19 protein-coding genes, 1 tRNA gene and 1 pseudogene are annotated in these 17,112 nt (G+C 39.7%); 18 read left to right on the forward strand and 3 right to left on the reverse strand.

Features of this window, described 5'->3' with window-relative positions; genetic code table 11:
• Window positions 1-4 precede the first annotated feature (4 nt).
• The 5 genes from VZF35_RS23145 (at window position 5) to VZF35_RS23165 (ending at window position 3,609) form a co-directional block, all read left to right on the forward strand.
• Window positions 5-1,807 carry a phage tail length tape measure family protein gene (locus VZF35_RS23145; RefSeq protein ID WP_407308774.1) on the forward strand — a complete coding sequence of 601 codons (1,803 nt, stop codon included), beginning with the start codon at window positions 5-7 and terminating at the stop codon, window positions 1,805-1,807.
• Between the two features lie 58 nt (window positions 1,808-1,865).
• Window positions 1,866-2,420, forward strand: a complete 555-nt coding sequence (locus VZF35_RS23150) for a hypothetical protein (protein ID WP_407308775.1) — start codon at window positions 1,866-1,868, stop codon at window positions 2,418-2,420.
• A gap of 186 nt (window positions 2,421-2,606) precedes the next feature.
• Window positions 2,607-3,050, forward strand: a complete 444-nt coding sequence (locus VZF35_RS23155; protein WP_407308776.1) for a hypothetical protein — start codon at window positions 2,607-2,609, stop codon at window positions 3,048-3,050.
• Between the two features lie 23 nt (window positions 3,051-3,073).
• Window positions 3,074-3,361 carry a CxxC-x17-CxxC domain-containing protein gene (locus VZF35_RS23160; RefSeq protein ID WP_407308777.1) on the forward strand — a complete coding sequence of 96 codons (288 nt, stop codon included), beginning with the start codon at window positions 3,074-3,076 and terminating at the stop codon, window positions 3,359-3,361.
• Window positions 3,358-3,609 carry a hypothetical protein gene (locus VZF35_RS23165; protein WP_407308778.1) on the forward strand — a complete coding sequence of 84 codons (252 nt, stop codon included), beginning with the start codon at window positions 3,358-3,360 and terminating at the stop codon, window positions 3,607-3,609. The genes VZF35_RS23160 and VZF35_RS23165 overlap by 4 nt, the downstream gene beginning before the upstream one ends.
• A 118-nt stretch (window positions 3,610-3,727) precedes the next feature.
• On the opposite strand, the gene VZF35_RS23170 is transcribed toward VZF35_RS23165, so the two are convergent.
• Entirely contained in the window at window positions 3,728-3,907 is a 180-nt protein-coding gene (locus tag VZF35_RS23170) for a hypothetical protein (protein ID WP_407308779.1), read from the reverse strand.
• 145 nt (window positions 3,908-4,052) lie between these two features.
• On the opposite strand from VZF35_RS23170, the gene VZF35_RS23175 reads away from it, so the two are divergent.
• Window positions 4,053-4,889 carry a DUF4238 domain-containing protein gene (locus VZF35_RS23175; protein ID WP_407308780.1) on the forward strand — a complete coding sequence of 279 codons (837 nt, stop codon included), beginning with the start codon at window positions 4,053-4,055 and terminating at the stop codon, window positions 4,887-4,889.
• A 499-nt stretch (window positions 4,890-5,388) separates the two neighbouring features.
• Here the strand turns inward: VZF35_RS23175 and VZF35_RS23180 are convergent, their stop codons facing one another.
• Entirely contained in the window at window positions 5,389-5,598 is a 210-nt protein-coding gene (locus tag VZF35_RS23180; protein WP_407314795.1) for an LLM class flavin-dependent oxidoreductase, read from the reverse strand.
• Window positions 5,599-5,757: 159 nt separating this feature from the next.
• Here VZF35_RS23180 and VZF35_RS23185 point away from each other — a divergent pair, with 159 nt between their 5' ends.
• From VZF35_RS23185 to VZF35_RS23215, 7 genes are all read left to right on the forward strand, one after another.
• Window positions 5,758-6,084 carry a hypothetical protein gene (locus VZF35_RS23185; protein ID WP_407308781.1) on the forward strand — a complete coding sequence of 109 codons (327 nt, stop codon included), beginning with the start codon at window positions 5,758-5,760 and terminating at the stop codon, window positions 6,082-6,084.
• Window positions 6,085-6,132: 48 nt separating this feature from the next.
• Complete coding sequence (locus VZF35_RS23190; RefSeq protein ID WP_407308782.1) at window positions 6,133-6,456, forward strand: hypothetical protein; 324 nt, start codon at window positions 6,133-6,135, stop codon at window positions 6,454-6,456.
• A gap of 41 nt (window positions 6,457-6,497) precedes the next feature.
• Window positions 6,498-7,313, forward strand: a complete 816-nt coding sequence (locus VZF35_RS23195) for an FtsK/SpoIIIE domain-containing protein (RefSeq protein WP_407308783.1) — start codon at window positions 6,498-6,500, stop codon at window positions 7,311-7,313.
• 279 nt (window positions 7,314-7,592) lie between these two features.
• Window positions 7,593-8,276 carry a hypothetical protein gene (locus tag VZF35_RS23200; RefSeq protein WP_407308784.1) on the forward strand — a complete coding sequence of 228 codons (684 nt, stop codon included), beginning with the start codon at window positions 7,593-7,595 and terminating at the stop codon, window positions 8,274-8,276.
• Complete coding sequence (locus VZF35_RS23205; RefSeq protein WP_407308785.1) at window positions 8,264-8,572, forward strand: hypothetical protein; 309 nt, start codon at window positions 8,264-8,266, stop codon at window positions 8,570-8,572. Before VZF35_RS23200 ends, VZF35_RS23205 begins: the two co-directional genes overlap by 13 nt.
• A gap of 13 nt (window positions 8,573-8,585) precedes the next feature.
• Window positions 8,586-8,906, forward strand: coding sequence for a hypothetical protein (locus VZF35_RS23210; protein WP_407308786.1), 321 nt, complete (start codon window positions 8,586-8,588; stop codon window positions 8,904-8,906).
• Window positions 8,907-9,265: 359 nt separating this feature from the next.
• Window positions 9,266-9,982 (forward strand): hypothetical protein, encoded by a 717-nt coding sequence (locus VZF35_RS23215; protein WP_407308787.1) that lies wholly within the window; start codon window positions 9,266-9,268, stop codon window positions 9,980-9,982.
• A gap of 190 nt (window positions 9,983-10,172) precedes the next feature.
• On the opposite strand, the gene VZF35_RS23220 is transcribed toward VZF35_RS23215, so the two are convergent.
• Window positions 10,173-10,246 (reverse strand) — tRNA-Trp (locus tag VZF35_RS23220).
• Window positions 10,247-10,417: 171 nt separating this feature from the next.
• Here VZF35_RS23220 and VZF35_RS23225 point away from each other — a divergent pair.
• The 5 genes and pseudogenes from VZF35_RS23225 (at window position 10,418) to VZF35_RS23245 (ending at window position 17,043) form a co-directional block, all read left to right on the forward strand.
• Window positions 10,418-11,248, forward strand: coding sequence for a PHP domain-containing protein (locus VZF35_RS23225; protein ID WP_407308788.1), 831 nt, complete (start codon window positions 10,418-10,420; stop codon window positions 11,246-11,248).
• 26 nt (window positions 11,249-11,274) lie between these two features.
• On the forward strand, window positions 11,275-12,303 hold the full coding sequence (locus VZF35_RS23230; RefSeq protein WP_407308789.1) for a potassium channel family protein: 1,029 nt from the start codon (window positions 11,275-11,277) through the stop codon (window positions 12,301-12,303).
• A gap of 74 nt (window positions 12,304-12,377) precedes the next feature.
• Window positions 12,378-13,268: a BON domain-containing protein gene (locus tag VZF35_RS23235; RefSeq protein WP_407308790.1), complete on the forward strand. Its 891-nt coding sequence runs from the start codon at window positions 12,378-12,380 to the stop codon at window positions 13,266-13,268.
• A 173-nt stretch (window positions 13,269-13,441) separates the two neighbouring features.
• Window positions 13,442-14,401: a metal-dependent hydrolase gene (locus tag VZF35_RS23240; protein ID WP_407308791.1), complete on the forward strand. Its 960-nt coding sequence runs from the start codon at window positions 13,442-13,444 to the stop codon at window positions 14,399-14,401.
• A gap of 81 nt (window positions 14,402-14,482) precedes the next feature.
• Window positions 14,483-17,043, forward strand: a pseudogene (locus VZF35_RS23245) (DNA translocase FtsK).
• The last annotated feature ends 69 nt before the right edge of the window (window positions 17,044-17,112 follow it).

A 17,112-nucleotide genomic window follows, 5' to 3' on the forward strand; every position in this document is an offset into this window, starting at 1 on the left:
AAATTTGAGTTCGTCGTATGAAATCTTGTTAGAGATAGCCGGTAAACTTTCTCCTAGCCTCAATACATCCCTTTCAGGAGCATCCAAAACACTTTCTGGAATTCAGAAAACATCTGATAAGGTAACTGGAGGCGTTTCAAAGGGATTTGGTTCCCTAACTAAGGTTATCGCAGGTGCGGGCGCAGCCATTGGGGTATCCATGGGATTTAAGACTATGATGGACGCAGCTAGCAATACACAGAATACCACAAAGCAGTTGGAAACTGTTTTAAAATCAACGGGCGGTGCAGCTGGAATCACTGAACAGGCTGCTCTAAATTTAGCCGGTAGCTTAAGTAATGTAACGACATTTAGTAAAAATGCTGTTTTAGGCTCCGAGAACTTACTCTTAACATTCACCAAGATCGGCAAAGACGTTATGCCAGACGCCACGGAAACCGTCTTAAATATGAGTCAGGCATTGGGACAGGATACTAAATCATCTGCAATCCAATTGGGCAAAGCTTTGCAGGACCCGATTTCTGGAGTTTCTGCATTACAGCGTGTCGGCGTAACCTTTAACGAACAGCAAAAGAATCAGATCAAAACCCTCGTTGAATCAGGCAAAACTATGGATGCACAGAAACTTATTCTCAAGGAGCTAGGTACCGAATTTGGAGGTAGTGCGAGGGCAGCAGGGCAGACGTTTTCAGGTCAGATGGAGATTGCAAAAAATAAAATAACAGGCGTTATGGGTAGTATTGGTTTGGCACTTATGCCAACAATCCAGAACCTTTTGCCTAAGCTTATGGACGGATTAGGAAAAGTGGCTAATTTTATAACAACCCATCAACCCGATATTCAGAAACTAGCCTCAACCATTTCAAGCACTGGACAAGCCGTGTTAAATGACGTTTTGCCTGTTGCTAAAAATCTGTTCAATTTTATTACTAATCATGGTGAGGCCTCAAAAAACATTGTCTTAGGCCTTGGAGCTGCATTCGTTGGTTTCAAGGCTATAAGTGGAACAATAGGTGTCGTAAAAGGTGTGCAAGACGCTATTGGAGGGGTCGGAAAGGCCATTACTTTTTTAAAAGACTCACAAATCCTTCAAAATGCTGCGCAATTAGCCAGTAATGCCGCCACACTTATTGGAACAGGTATCTCAAAGGCTGCTGCTGCAGCGCAGTTATTATTTAATGCGGCCTTAGACGCCAATCCTATAGGTTTAGTGGTCATAGGTATAGGTGGACTAATTGCCGCCGGTGTTGCCCTTTATAAGAACTGGGACACTGTAACTGCAGCGTTAAAGACTGCATGGGTGGATATTGAAAACTTCTTTACTGGTGGCGTAAATAAGGTAATAGACCTTATTGATAGTCTTATAGGAGGATTAAACAAAATACCTGGTGTTAACATTCCTATGATCCAAAAGATAGGTTTGAATGTTAGTGGTAATACAACTGCAGATGGCATGAAGGCGGCCCATAATGCTCTCGGTACTGACAATTGGCGCGGTGGATTAACGTGGGTTGGTGAAAAAGGTCCAGAGCTAATTAATCTTGCGAAAGGTGCTCAAGTAATACCGAATAACAAATCTCGTGGACTCGCTGCCAGTCTTAGTGAAGGTAAGTCTGGAGGGATTAGTCAAGGTGCTGGGAACAATAACAGCGGTGGAAACAACTTTACTTATTCTCCAGTCTTTAACATTGGTGCAGGTGCAAACGTACAAGACTTTAAACAGGCTGCCAGTGATGCACAAAGAGAATGGGAAACGAGAATGCAAACCTGGCAGAGGAATCAACGTAGAGTGAGTTTTGCCCAATAAACAGTCAGGGCAAGGGTTTAATGCCCTTGCCCAATCCTAAATAGAGGTAATTAAGAAAATGATTGAAATTAGCGTTGACAATCTTAAACAAGTCCAAGAAGCCTTTAAAGATACTCCGAAAAGAGTAAATACCGTACTGGCCAGAGCAGTAAATAGAGCAGTCACTAATGCTAAAGCAAATATGGCCAAGGAGGCTTCAAGTAAATACGTAGTTAAGTCTCGAGATGTCAAACTCACAATTGATACTGTTAAGGCAACTGCCGCTAACCCTTCAGGAACTGTAAGGTCAAAAGGGAATCGAATTGATTTCGTAGACTTTAAACTTTCTCCAAAGAATCTATTCAAAGGAGCGAATGATTATAAAATCCAGATTACACGATCCGGTGGATGGAAGAAAGTTCCGGGCTTTGCTGCTGAAAGCACCAAGTGGGGATTATGCGTGCGTCAAGGAATAGCCAGATACCCATGGAGACGCCTCATGGGTCCATCTGTGCCACAAATGATTGGCAATAAAGAAGTTATAGGTGTTATAGAAAGAGAAGCCGAGCTTACTCTTAATGCACGTATAGCAGCTGAACTTAATTACGAATTGAATGTAAAAAGTAAGAAATAAGGTTTGCATGTCATATAGGGCAAATATGAGTAGTCTCAGAGAAATTATTGCTAAAATCAGCACAATATAAAAACGATAGGTTCTTCTGGAACATGGAACCCAGATGCGCAAGCGAAACGCCCGTTTATTTTTTAGGTGTAAATTTTTTTCAACTGATTTTCTTTCCAAAAAGGAGTTTGATTAAAAATGGATCAACATCTAAATACCTCAGACCTCGCGCAGATTCTACGTTTGACGCCTCAAAGAGTTAACCAACTTGTTAAGGAAAATATCTTAAAACGCGAACAAGATGGGAAATTTAATGCTCCAGATTCCCTAGAGGCTTATTACAAATTCAAATATCAAAAGGATACAGAATTAAGCTTCGAGCGAGAGAGAGCCGGCCATGAAAAAGCAAAGAGAGAAATAGCTGAACTTGAGCTAAAACAGCTAAAAAACGGCCTCGTTTACGCCTCTGACATAGACACAGGCATGCATGACTTGATAGTTAATGCAAAGGAAACGTTTGAACCACTGGTTGAAAGATGTGCTGTTAAGGTCATTGGATTACGTGATCCGGGAGTAGTGGCTGGAATCCTCAGAGAAGAGATTTATGCCGCTTTGACTACCCTTTCACAAACGCTTAATTAATTAAATTTTGGAGGTAATTTAAGATGTTCGAAGATAAAAAATTAACCTGTAAAACATGTCATCAACAATTCACATTTACCGCACCAGAACAGGAGTTTTTCGCGAAAAAAGAGTTTAGTGAACCCCAACGTTGTCCTGAATGTCGTTACGAGAAGCGAGTGCGTGAAGAAAAACGCGAAGTATTTCCTGCTATTTGTGCAAAATGTGGCAGAGAAACGGTCATTCCATTCCAGCCGATAGAGGAAAGGCCAGTATTCTGCCGCAATTGCTTCTATCCATCGAGACGTGAGTTTAAAGGAGAAATCCAATGATCGAGTTAGAAAAGAGCCGGAACCCTGGACATTTTGATCTAATGATTCAGCCATTGAAAGCATCTCACAACGTGGAAACCTATGAAAAGTGTCAGGTGGCTGATGCCGATGGGTCAACCGCTAACGATCTCTTTGGATTAATGATCCTGTTAAATAAAAATAATTATGTTCTGGTAGAATCAGAGAAGTATAGCCAATTTGCAATTCAAACTAAGCTTATTGTAAGGGCTAAGAATAGTTGTTCTTAAGGTGAGGGTCCATTTAGTAAAAAATTTTCCCCAAATGCATAGGGATGCTAACTGACATTACTGACATAAGAAAACAGCTCCCTTCAGATTTGAGGGGGGCTGTTTAGATTAGGTCAAATTATTTTGCCAATTGTTCTTCCGCAAACAGGCACATATTTTCTTCAGGTGTAAACTTATCCTGGCCGCTGGCCTTTCTGCACATCATACATAATGACTGCCCTTCGTAAACTTTTGCGTACAGATCTTCCTGGGGGACAAAGGGTTTTAAACATTTTTGACATTGAAACATTACGTCCATTTAATTAATCTCCTTCTCTTTATTGATAATGAAGGAGTATTTCTCCACTTTATGGAATTATCCTTTAATGTATGTAAATTTATGCAGGAAATAACACCAATTCATAGAAAATATTTTATTAATTATCTGAGAAAGGTAGGGTTTTATGAAAAAAAATAAGGATAAAAAAGATAAACATCATTATATATCACAATGCTATTTAGAATTCTTTACTGATCCATTAACCCCTCCATTGCATACGCCATATGTATGGATTTTAGATAAAAAGAATGAATCTATTACTAACAAAGCACCGAATAATTTTGCTTTTATAAAGGGGTATAATGATATATATGATAAAGATGGTAATAAATCTGATATTGTAGAAAAACAGTTTGGGAAAATAGAAGGTGAAGCTAAAAACGTACTTAGGAAAATTAAACAATTGAAGTATATCTCTAAGACTGAGCGATATCTACTAAGTGAATTTGTTTTTTCTATGATGTTAAGGGTGCCAAAATTTCGTGATACCTTTAGGAAACTGGTTATGGAAGGATATATAAATGAGCTTTCAGACGGTAAATTTAAGGATATAGAAATTTCCTCAGAAATATCAATGGACTCGGTTATTAGAACAACGCACGTAGCAAGTCAACTTCTTCAAGGAATGGCTTGGTCACTACTAATTGCACCAGATCATTCACATTTTATCACGTCCGATAACCCTGTAGTTGTAAGGATTCCAGATGATCCAAATTGGCTTTTTATAGGTTTTGGTCATGCAGGAGCACAGATAACTTTTCCGTTAAATCCTAAGATGTGCTTATTTGGAGAATGGGAACGATCTAGAAAAATTATTGAAAAAGTTGATGCCGATGAAGTTAATGACATAAACTTTGAAACGTACAAGTATTCGGACAAATTTGTTTATTCTAATTCAAAATATTTTATGAAAGAAATACTTTTAGTAAATCATTTAGTGAATAAAGGACTAATTAATTAGAAATACGGAAAGGGGTCAACTCCCCTTAATTTTACGCCCATCCCATTTGTTGGGTAAGTAGTTAAGCCCGGACTTAAAATCCGGGCTTTTGCTTGTCTAAAAAACGAACAACTTAACGAACAAACGCTGGACAGGCGGTAAGTCGTTCGTTGGACAATCAGTAAGTCATTCGCTAAAACGAACATAGAAAATCATGTGGACACCATTAAAGACTAAGACGCAGGATAAAAAATCCTTCAGTAAAAGAAGTAGATGTCAAATAAAAAGTAATGAAATATAAAAGCGCAGCGACCACTGGCCGCGCGATTTTTTTTGCTGGGCTCAAATCTGAGCCGAGTAACACGGAATCAGAAAATCCAAAAATGGATTTTCAACTTAGCGGACATTTGCGCTGAGTAAACCAAAGGAAATTCCCGTTGGTTCAACCTCCCCAGATTTGGGGGCGTTAAATAAAACCAGCTCAAATTTAAGCTGGTTATTATATCTAAATTAGAATTTATTATTTTTCTTTAATCCATTCAATTTTATATCCAATTACTTCGGCAATTTCTTGAGCCTCTTTGTATTTTAGGGTTTCTCTTGAAAGTTTATTGCTTAAATTTTGGGTAGTAGTTTGGTTTTCTGCATCACGTTTTTTATTTATTTCACTAACTACACGGCTCATTGTATAACCTGACTCAACTATACGAGCTTTTATTTCATCTTTCATCGTCACGGCTTATTCCTCCTCACCGTTATTATACTTGGTAGTTTACTGTTATTCAATATAATCTATTTTTACACTGTCTAGTGTTGACGTAATTCACCATAGAGTGTATAATTAAACTATCGAGTGTAAAACAATAAGATAGAGAGAGGAGATAAAAAGATGAAAACCCAAGAAGAACTTCAACATGAATTATTTATGCAAACTTCAGAGGTGGAAAGCGCTTTATTGAAGCTCGATAAGGCCAACATGCTATTAGGTCATTGGATGCATGAGTATGCGTTCCGCGAAATACCAGACCCATATAAGGCTATACAATGTCAGTCAACAAAATCGCCTGAAGAAAGAAGTAAAAAGGAGCAGCACTTTAAATGGTTCTACGATTATACCAAAATTGTTGGATTTATTGACATTGTGGCTGATTACGTTTATGAGAGCAGAATTCTCTTAGAAAAAGTGGTAAACGGCAAGGAAGATAACGCGGCTTAATTCAAATTCGCAAGCGCTTGCCAATTTAACAACGGAGGTATAACACAAATGTTCATTCAAGATGATTCTTCACTTAAAGATTGCATTATGAATCTATTTGATGAGCGATCAGGGGAGTGTGACTATTACAAGTCAGGGGACTATGGAAGGCACGTTGACAAGGCTATATTGCTAGATAAGAAACTTAGAAAGCAGTTAAGCAAAAAACAATTGAAAAAATTGTGGTGGTACATTTCTGGTGTTGATGCAGTAACCGGTGAAAAGCTTGCTGGTCTCCAAGAATCATCATATAAGAGAGGATTTAACGATGCTTTGATTTTAATGGGCGAGATTGAAAGAGCTAAGAATGGACTTCCAAGTATTTTTAGTTAAAGGTATTCCCAACTTGGGAATACCTTGGGAGGAGTGACGATATGCCAGATAAAAAGGTTAATCCTGACATCATCGGCGTGACAGCTTCACTCATTACCTGGGCAATAAAACAATTCAAGAAAGACAGCATTCGTGACGTTATAACCGGCACTCACTTACAAAATAAAGAAGAGCAAAGGCCAGTTCTCATAAAGGAACACAAAACAGATTCCGGTAAAGATTACGTCTTTGCTCTGCCGGCCGGAGTGGATCGGACCGACTTTGAGACTAACCGGCATTACTTTGAGTCTTATCTTAATTCCATTGTGGACATAGAAGCCAAGGGCAGGAAGCTGATTCTCAAGACTTATAAGGGGGAATTACCCACAATGGTTCCATTTAACTTTAATCCTTCCCTTTACCCTGGCATGATCGCGCCTTTCCCAGTTGGCATTACTCCGGACGGAAAACTGCTTGTAGAGGACCTTTATTCTTTACCTCATATGATGGTTGGTGGTATAACCGGCTTTGGTAAAACTTCATTCCTTCTGGTCCTGATGGTTTCCTTTCTCTTTAAAGGCGTTAAGGTGTCGGCAATAGATAGAAAAGGAATGGATTTCCCGCGATTTGCTCCCTGGGTTAACCTTGCCTTAACGGATGCCGAGACTGAGGATTTATTGCATAAACACATTGAGGAAATGCATAGGCGGCAAAAAATACTTAGGGATGCCGGGTGCCAGAACTTCGCAGAGTACGCAGAAAATCATAATGATTTACCGTATTTAGTCTTATTCGTTGACGAACTAACGCAGATAAAAAATAAAGCATGTTTTGAGGTATTGGGGACCTTTCAGTTTTGTCTAGGTCCAGTGGTATAAGCATGATTCTTGCCACTCAGAAACCAAGTGCAAAAATATGGGACGGATTCACGGACGTTAGATCACAACTCAGCGGGGCAATGTGTTTTTATGTCAGAGATCAAACTGACAGCCAGATCGTACTAGGATCAGGCAACACGAGGGGCGCAGAACTTCCTAAAATGCCCGGTAGAGGCGTTTGGAATAACGACCATGACCAGATAGTCCAGTCAATGTATTTAAGCGCAAAAGAGGCTCAAAGTCTCTTGTCTGAGCGTGTTCCAAAGGGGGTGTATGAGTTTGTCAGTAATGACAAATGCCCAGAAAGGCTCATACCGGGTTAAGGCTATTTTAGATGCCATTACTATTTGTAAGGTCATAGACACAAACCAGATTGCTGAATTATATTTCAGATTTCCCTCTGGATTAAGAAAGTGTCAGGCCGTTATGAAAACTCTTTATGATAAAAAACTTGTGAAGAAAACTAGATTGTCCTTGGATACTGCAACGATTTATTACAAAGGCCGATTGCCTGAAAATCTAGAACACGCGCTCGCGCTTACATGGTGTTATGCCTGGATGAAACAAAGACCAGGGGAAACCCTTCTAACTTGGGAGCTGGAACAACTTAAAGAGTTTGGTAATATCCTTCGCGCAGATGCTCTATGTTCAGTCAGAATTGATATGACTAAGGAAATACGGTGGTACTGCGTTGAAATGGATCGAGGTTCCATCAACCGTAATAAGTTCGATAAGATTGATAAGTATATAGCCCTTTACAATCGGGAAGGTGTGCCAGGTTCACCATTACTGAAAAGATTAGATAACCCCTTGAGATTCCCCAAAATTATTATAGTGACTGATGATGTACGCAGAGGCCAAAAGATTAGAGAAATGATTGCCAACGCTAACACAAGGCTAAAGTTCGAAGTTCATCTTTTAGCTTCTATTAAAGAGAGGAGCGATAACTTATGCCAGTCGTAAATCCTTTTATTAAAATCATGATGCTTATTCTAGCCGGTACCTTTGTTCTTTCTCCAGTGACAACGCAGAACCAGCAAGCAGGAAAAATTACATCCACAATAACAAAAAAGATTATTGATGATGCAACAGAAAAGAGAAAACAGCTTGAAAATCCAAACTATAAGCCTAAAAAGAAAAAGCTTCCTATTATAGCAGGATTTAAACTAGGGCATGATCCTTTGCCGAAGGGAACGAACCCAAAACAAACTTATAAAAATTTATGGCTCACATTGAAGAATGATTTAGGACTGAAATAAAGAGGAGGACATTATGAACGAAGCACGAACCATTGAAAAGGCTAAACAACTCAGGAAGGAACTAGGTGGAACAATCTTTGCTTTTCCACTGGAAGAGGATAACCCTTTTTCACCTTATGGGGTTGTCGTATTCGCTGGAGGACAATACTTTGCCTATCCGAATGCAACAGATATTTCAGAGGCGGCAGCTGGTGTACTTACCATTTTAGAAGAAATGAAGAAACATGGGTTTGACACCGATTATGAAAGAAATGTTCGTTTAATTTCTTATCAAGCCCAAATGGATGCTCCTAGCGTTCCCATGAGGCGATTAAGGAAGAGTAGTCATCATTAGGGAGACGTTGAAAAATGACTTAGGATTTAAGGGAGAGGCATATGCCTCTCTTCTTATTTGTAGGTATTAATTTAGACAAGTTTCCCCTTACTTCGCGAAAAAATTATGAGATTATAAGAAAAATTGAACTAAATTACAAAGGGGGAGTTGAATATTAGCTTTCAAATAGATTGGATAGCAATTTTAAAATGGACATTATTAATATTAAAAAATATAGTAACCAGAATCCCATGGTGGCTTTGGATTTTGATCGTAGTAGCTGTTGGGGTAAATCTAATAGCACGAAGATTTACAAAACGTTAGTTTTCTTTAATTCACTAAGGTGTATATTATATAGTGAAAGGTGATCGAAAAATATTTTGGAAACAAAACAACAGTTTGAGTTACTTAAGACTATTTCTATTGCAGTTGGTGTTATCCTTTTAATTTTTTTTCCATTATTTTTAGACCATTTTATTTTTGGAAATAATATTTTCTCAAATATAAACAATGGCGAATGGGCTAGTTTCTTAGGTAGTTATACTGGCGGAATTTTAGGGGGGATAGCCACTCTTTTTGCAGTCCTAATAAGCTTAAATAAAGGGAAAACAATTCAGCAAGAATCAGAAATTAGGGAAAATGCATTAATTGTATACTATGATTTATTTTTGGGATTAAGTGATCTTAAAAAGCTTTATATACATGAATTAAATCCAAATTACATGGATATTCCTTCTAGAATGTATTTTAGCAATGAATGGATTAAAAATGTTGCTATAATCGCCAATAAATTAGATAGTAATGTGGATATAATCTATAAGTTGTATGGTGATTTAGAGACTCTCCGTGATTTGACAAAAGATATGAGCGAATTTGATTTTTTAGGAGATAGCAATGATTTAAATAGAACAGTTTATTTTTCATCGGCTATTAAAAAGTTGTCGAATAAAGTTTTCAGTGATAGTTTCCTTCATAAAAACCTGACTTCTTTTACAGAATTCGGTGATATTGAGCTAGACATAGAAAGAGACCTTGATGAGACTTATAAAAACTTAATATATGATCTATCTAATCTGAAATCAAAATATGCTAATTAGTTAATTCTTGCCTACTTATAAATGACAGGACCCATCTTCTAAGTCTCAAAGATTACTAAAGTTATATTACAGTATCTTTAAGTAGCCTTTTGTATCTTTAGTAGCCAAATAGTAGCCAATTGACATTCAGTAGCCAAATTCAATAAACTAAAAAACACCGCAAATTCCTTGCGGTGTCTTATTATTTCTTTGGCAGGGGATGCAAGAGTCGAACTCGCACTGACGGTTTTGGAGACCGCTGTTCTACCATTAAACTAATCCCCTATGATTTTTGCGACGAAATGAATTATATCCTAAAACGAGAAATGTGTCAATAATAATTATATAATAATTATGAGACTACATAAAAAGAATAATAATAGTCACTAGCAGGATTTTTAAAGAAAAACCAGAATAGGCATTATTAAGATAAGCCAATGTGAGGGAGGAGATTTCTTGAGGATTGATCTACACGTCCATACTCAAGAATCTGACGGGTCACTTACAGTCGAAGAGGTTGTAAATCTCGCCCATTCTAATAATATTAAGGTACTTGCTATTACGGATCACGAGAGTACTGAAGGAATCTCGAAGGCAGAAGAATTGGGTAGGGATCTAGAGATTGAAATAATTCCTGGTGTTGAGTTATTGACAAATTTCCATGGTCAAGAAGTTCATCTTCTGGGGTATTTTAAAGATGTTCATAATCCAGTTTTGCAGGCTCGCTTAAGTGAGATTCGTAAACAGCGGACAGCTCTAGCCCGCGATGTGGTGCTCAGTCTTCAGAAAGGCGGAGTTTCCCTAGAATGGAATGATGTCGAACGTGAGGTGAGTTCGGAAGGCGCTGTGAGCAAGGGGCATATCATGAGGGCAATATTTCACCGATGTGATGCTCATAATCCGAAAAGTTGGCAGGATATTGCAACGTACTTTCGTCCCGGTGGAATCGCTTATCTCCCGTATCTTGGACATAGATTTGAAGATGCTGTGGATTTGATTTTTGAATCGGGCGGTTTTCCAGTTGTGGCCCATCCCGGATTATTGCGTGAGCCCAAAATAGTCTTTGATTTGTTGGCTTATCGGCCTATAGGGCTTGAAGTGTATTATGGCTACTGGGAAGAACAAACAAGCCTAATTTCTTATTATGCAGAAGTTGCTGCTCAATTTGCCCAATTAGCCACGGGTGGAAGTGATTATCACGGACCGTTTGGAAAAATTCAGATTGGCCAGATGAATGTTCCAATTGAGGGGGTTCATAAATTGCGGACGATTCTTACTAAAGGCTAATCTAGTCTGTTTGCAGAAGAAAGAAAGTGAATTTGTTGGGTCGGCGTATTGGACTTGCCTTTTTAGCGTTACTGTTTACACTCTCTTTTGGCACAGTGGGGTTAATATTAACGGAACATCTCAGTTTGACACAAGCTTTTTATTTTACCGTGGAAACCATTACCACAGTTGGTTACGGGGATATTAAACTGAAATCTGATGCAGGGCATGTTTTTTCAATTATTCTCATGCTCGGTGGAGCAGGAGTCATGCTCTATTTTGCTGGGTTAATGATGGCTTTCTTGGTGGAAGGCCAGTTAGCTGGGGTGTATGGGAGAAGAAAGATGAATAAAAAGATCGAACAGCTTCAAGACCATATCATTGTCTGCGGAGCAGGGCGTGTTGGTCGACAGGTACTTTATCGACTCCGAAAAGAAGTATATCCCTGCGTGGTTATCGAGCAACAAGAGGATCTCGTCCAACAATTTATTGAGGAAGGTTATCTTGTAATCCATAATGACGCGACACAAGATGAGGTCCTGAAAAAGGCGGGAATTGAAAGAGCGAAAGGGCTAATTACTGCTCTGCCTGAGGATTCGTTGAATGTTTTTGTGACGCTGACAGCCAAAGGATTAAACCCAAATGTCCAGGTAGTTGCTCGAATGGACCAATTAGAGTCCGAGAATAAATTGTTGCGGGCTGGAGCAGACAAGGTAATTTCTCCGGCAATCTTGGGCGGATGGCGAATGGCCATGTCCATTCTTAAACCAATTAGTATTGAGTACATCGAAACAGTGATACATGATCACAATATTGAAATGAAAATAATGGAACTAAGAGTTGATCAGGGGTCCTGTCTGATTGGGAGGACGTTGTCAAAGAGTGGGATAAAACAGCAAACGGGTGCTATGGTTTTAGCAATTTTGCGCGATAAGCTTGTCATTAGTAACCCAGATGCTCAAGAGGTGATCATGGAAGGGGATCTTTTAATTGTTTTAGGTTTAAGAGAACAACTGCACCGACTAGAAGAAGTTGCAGCGAATCAAACAAAATTACAGCCTTCAGAAGTTGGGTAGATTAAAAGAGGAAGTCTTGGGATAAAATACCCTCTGAGTATGAAAAACAACAGTTTCATGGTGGAGGGAGATTTATGCGTAATTCACGGTCAGAACAAGACATTCTTCGTGATATCAAAAGACTTATTCATACACATTTTGGAGAAAGTGGACAAGGAATCCATGTGGAAGTCAAAGGGGACCGAGCAACAATTTGGGGAATGGTCGACAGCTTGGTTGAAAAAGATTTCTTCGGGAGTCGTGTAGGGCGGATTGACGGTGTTCGTGAATTAGATAACTCTTTAACTGTTGCTAATGACGGTAATATCCTAGATAAAGACGTTGAACAAGGAATTATCGAACGTTTTAGAGGATCTAACTTTGAAGATCTCACTCATTTGGGATGTCGAGTGAGTCGTGGGATTGCGACGTTGCTTGGACATGTTGAAACTCAAAGTACGGAGCGCTTGGCTAAACGACTTGCCTCTCAAGTGCGAGGTGTCAAAGAAATTCGCAGTGAAATACAATTTTTAGAAAAGGCTGTCGACGATGCTACCCTCGTTAATCGAGTGGAAAATGCCTTAGTTGCTTCCCCCTGGGTTAATGCTCATGAAATTCAAACTGCAGCCCGCAATGGTTTGATTTCGTTAAGTGGGCTCGTGGATACCCAAGAAGAAATGGAGTGGGCTGTGGAAACTGCTTACCAGGTTCCGGGCGTCAAAGCAGTGGTCAGTGAGATCATGACTCGTCATCGTTCTCAGGGAGAAGATCTATGGCTTACTGAACAACTTGTCTCTAAGTTGGGGCAGCATCGCTTGAATTCAGGACAGATACGGGCATTTGTCCAAGACGGTATCGCCTTTTTGACAGGGGAGGTTTATACCGAGGAGGATCGCGAGTTGGCTGAGGAAATGATTAAAAACATCCCGGAAATTCATAATATCAATAATTCAATAAAAGTAGCTGCCCACGCCAGTAAAGGTTAATTCGAATTACTGATTCATTGCAGCGAATGATAACTCCGCATACTTTATGCGGAGTTATTCGTGTGTCTGAAGATGGAAAATGAGGAAATGAAATTTGAGTTGCCGCAAAAACTTTATGCTATAATAGTAGTGTTATAGTCTGTAGAACTTTAATTCATTGAAGGAGGGCAATAATGGATCCGATCACTCATGGACTTGTTGGGATTGCCTTAAGTACTTTTTCTGGTCACAGTATGCAATTAAATGATCCGGTATTCTTAGGTTGCACATTAGGTGCAATGCTTCCTGACATTGATATTGTCGCCCATCTCAAAGGTCGTTTGAATTATTTGTTAAATCATAGAGGAGCGAGCCATTCCCTGATCGCCTTAACTGGTATGGCTCTGGGTCTAGGGTCAGCTCTGTATTTAGTTTTCCCAAGCACCTCCTGGTGGACTGTCGTTATTTGGACACTTCTCGGAACAATGTCCCATAGTATTTTGGACTTATTAAATTCTTTCGGGGCTGAATTATTGTGGCCATTTTCACGAAAGAAAATTACCTTTGACATGATAATGCTCACTGACCCCATTGTTTCTTGCTTGTTTCTGGGATCATCTATGATCTCACTCTATTCTCCGGATTTATCCAGATCTTCTGCCTTGATGGCCTTTTTCTTAAGTATCTTGTATTTAGGAAACCGTCATATAGGACGATTAAAAACGCGTGATCGTTTAATGGCTGTCTATGCCCTTAAAGAAAAGGATCAAGTCAAAGTCCTTCCAGCGATGTATCATCCGTTTGCGTGGAACTTTATTTTATTTCAAGGAGATACCGTACGTTTTGGTATCATTCGTAACCAGACCCCTTCCATTTGCAGGGTTCTGCCAAAAATCGATAAGGATAATCCTTCAGTTTCCAACGCACTTGAAGGGACGTTAGCGGAACTCTTCTGTCAATTTACACCATATTATCACATTATAGCTCACGATTCTGATTCGGAAGAGTGTAATGTGGAATTTTTAGATCTCCGTTATTGGACCAAAGGTGATTTTCTCTATACAGGTAATGTGTTTTTAAATCAAGATGGTGAAATATCGCATGAAATCTTTCATCCCTTGCCCAATCAAGAAGGTATACTCTTAAGTTACTGATAAATATTATCAGATCCAAAAAAACCTTTTGACATTCTCATAGCTTATCAACCATAATGAGTATAGCATGGGGGTGAAAAGGTGCGGACCAGCAAAAAGGGCCCAAATACGTTTGGCTTAAAATTGATAAGTATCATATTATTACTATTTTCACTATTGGGGCTTTTAGGTGGCCTCGGCTTTGTTATCGGGAAAAAGATTTTTTCCGTGGTTGCAACGATTCTGGGGAATCATTTTGCTTGGGTTGGGCTTTTCTTTTGTCTTATTATTGCTTTAGTTTTATGGGTCTTTTCAGCAAATTTAATAACGCTACGCTTTCGAACAACCTCTAAGATTGTTCAATCAAAGGCGGTCACTAAAACTCATTCCAAGAGGCAGATTGAACGGGAGACCTCGAAACAGAGGGCCACGAACTTTAAGCCTAATGAGGAAGGTATACCACTGCCAGCTGGAAAACTCATTAATTTGCAAGGGTTTAATCAATATTTCTCCTCTCCTGAATGGGTTGAAATTAAAGAAATCGACCAACAGCAAGCAACGGAAATGAATGAATTGGGGAAGGATTTTCCATCCTATTTCGGATCGGGAGAGACCTTTTTTCTAAAAGACCTCATAAGATGACCCTCCTAAAGGGACTTGAAGCTTACTTTGAGGATGTAGATCAAGAAATGGGACAATTGTTGCACGTAATTCCCCAACCCGTAAAGAATACTTCATCGATGTTTTCTGGAACCTTAAAGGAAAAAACTCCTACACCTATTGCTAAACCGATCTTCAAATCTCAAGCAGATCAAGAAGAGTTTTTAGCACAGTTTAAATTCAATAGTAACTCTGCTCATATGGAAACTCCGGAAGTTGATAATTTATCGACAGAAAATGGATTGCCAGAACAAAAGGAAGTTGCCGTTGAAAGTAAGCCCGATGAAACTGAAGGTGAACCCGAGGAAACTGAGAATAAACCTGAGAATAAACCTGAGCCGGCGTTTAACAGTGATGTTACGAGTGAATTCGAAACTAACGTTGTCGGTGAATTGAATCTTAAACCGGAAGAGAATTCTGGGAGCCAACTCGAAGAACGATTGGCAATTTACGAAGAGGAAGAGAATGAAGTAAAACTTCTGACTTTTGAGCAAGAGGATACGGATCTTGAGCCTGAGCCTGAGCTGTTAACGGAGCATCAAGAACCTACCAAGTCCGTCGATGATTCTCAGCCAAGAAGTCCCCAGTGGAATCCTCCCGGTCTTAATTTGCTGGATTCGGTGCCGCAACATGCTCCTATACAAGATCTGGAAACACCTAAATTATTGGATAAAGTGCTATCAGATTTCGGTGTCAAAGCAAAAGTTATTCGAGTCACGAGAGGTCCCGTAATTACTCGTTATGAACTCGCACCGGCTCCAGGAGTTAAAATCAGTAAGATCGTTAATCTGGCGGATGATATTGCCCTGGGATTAGCAGCGCGTGACGTTCGCATTGAGGCTCCGATTCCCGGAAAAGCAGCCATCGGAATTGAAGTTCCCAATAAACAAGCTCGTTCGGTGCCATTTCGCGAAGTACTTGAAACAACCACTTTTGAGCAATATCCCTCTAAACTTAAGGTTGCCTTAGGAAAAGATATTGCCAATCAGCCTATTGTTGCAGATTTGATTAAAATGCCGCACCTTTTAGTTGCCGGAGCGACTGGTTCGGGTAAGAGCGTTTGTATCACCTCGGTCATCAATTCGATTTTATTTAATGCTACTCCAGATGAAGTGAAATTTTTACTTGTAGACCCTAAAATGGTTGAACTAAGTCAATATAATGGAATTCCCCATCTCTTGGCCCCAGTTGTCATTGATCCTAAGAAAGCGGCCAGCGCGCTAAAATGGATCGTTAAAGAGATGGAAAACAGGTATGAGCTGTTTGCTGCTGCAGGGGTACGTGATGTCGATCGTTATAATAAATTAAAATCAGCTGATTTAGCGAGATCATCACTCGCCTTACCGTTTATTGTTGTGATCATTGATGAGCTAGCCGATCTAATGTTAGTAGCTGCCGGGGAAGTTGAGGAAGCCATTTGTCGCTTAGCCCAAATGGCACGAGCGGCGGGGATTCACCTTGTCATCGCTACGCAGCGGCCTTCTGTCGATGTGATTACAGGAGTCATCAAAGCGAATATTCCCAGCCGAATTTCCTTTGCAGTATCGTCCCAAATTGATTCGCGCACGATCCTGGATGCTACTGGAGCTGAAAAACTCCTCGGCAGAGGCGACATGCTTTATTCTCCCTTAGGTGAAAACAAAGCATTACGTGTGCAAGGCTGCTTGGTTACGGATGAGGAGGTCCAAAGAATTATCACTCATTGGAAAAGTATGGGAAAACCGGAGTATCTTGATCCGGAACGGCTTTTTTCGGAAACCACAGAAAAGAATGATGAAGGCAGTGGACCTGATGACGCCTTGTTTTTTGAGGCGGGACAGCTTTTCATCAGGACCGGTATGGCATCAGTCTCTTTCTTGCAGCGACGCCTGAAATTAGGGTATACTAGAGCGGCACGCTTAATGGATATGCTCGAGGAGCAAGGTGTTGTAGGTGCCTTTGAAGGGAGCAAACCTAGACAAGTACTTATAACTATGGATGAATTTATGGAACGGTTTGGTTGAATTCCAACATAATACAAACACTAACAATAAACACCCTAGCTGTAAAGAACGGCTAGGGTTTTATTGTTT

It is taken from the genome of Desulfosporosinus paludis (assembly GCF_045689965.1).
GTDB lineage: Bacteria > Bacillota > Desulfitobacteriia > Desulfitobacteriales > Desulfitobacteriaceae > Desulfosporosinus > Desulfosporosinus paludis.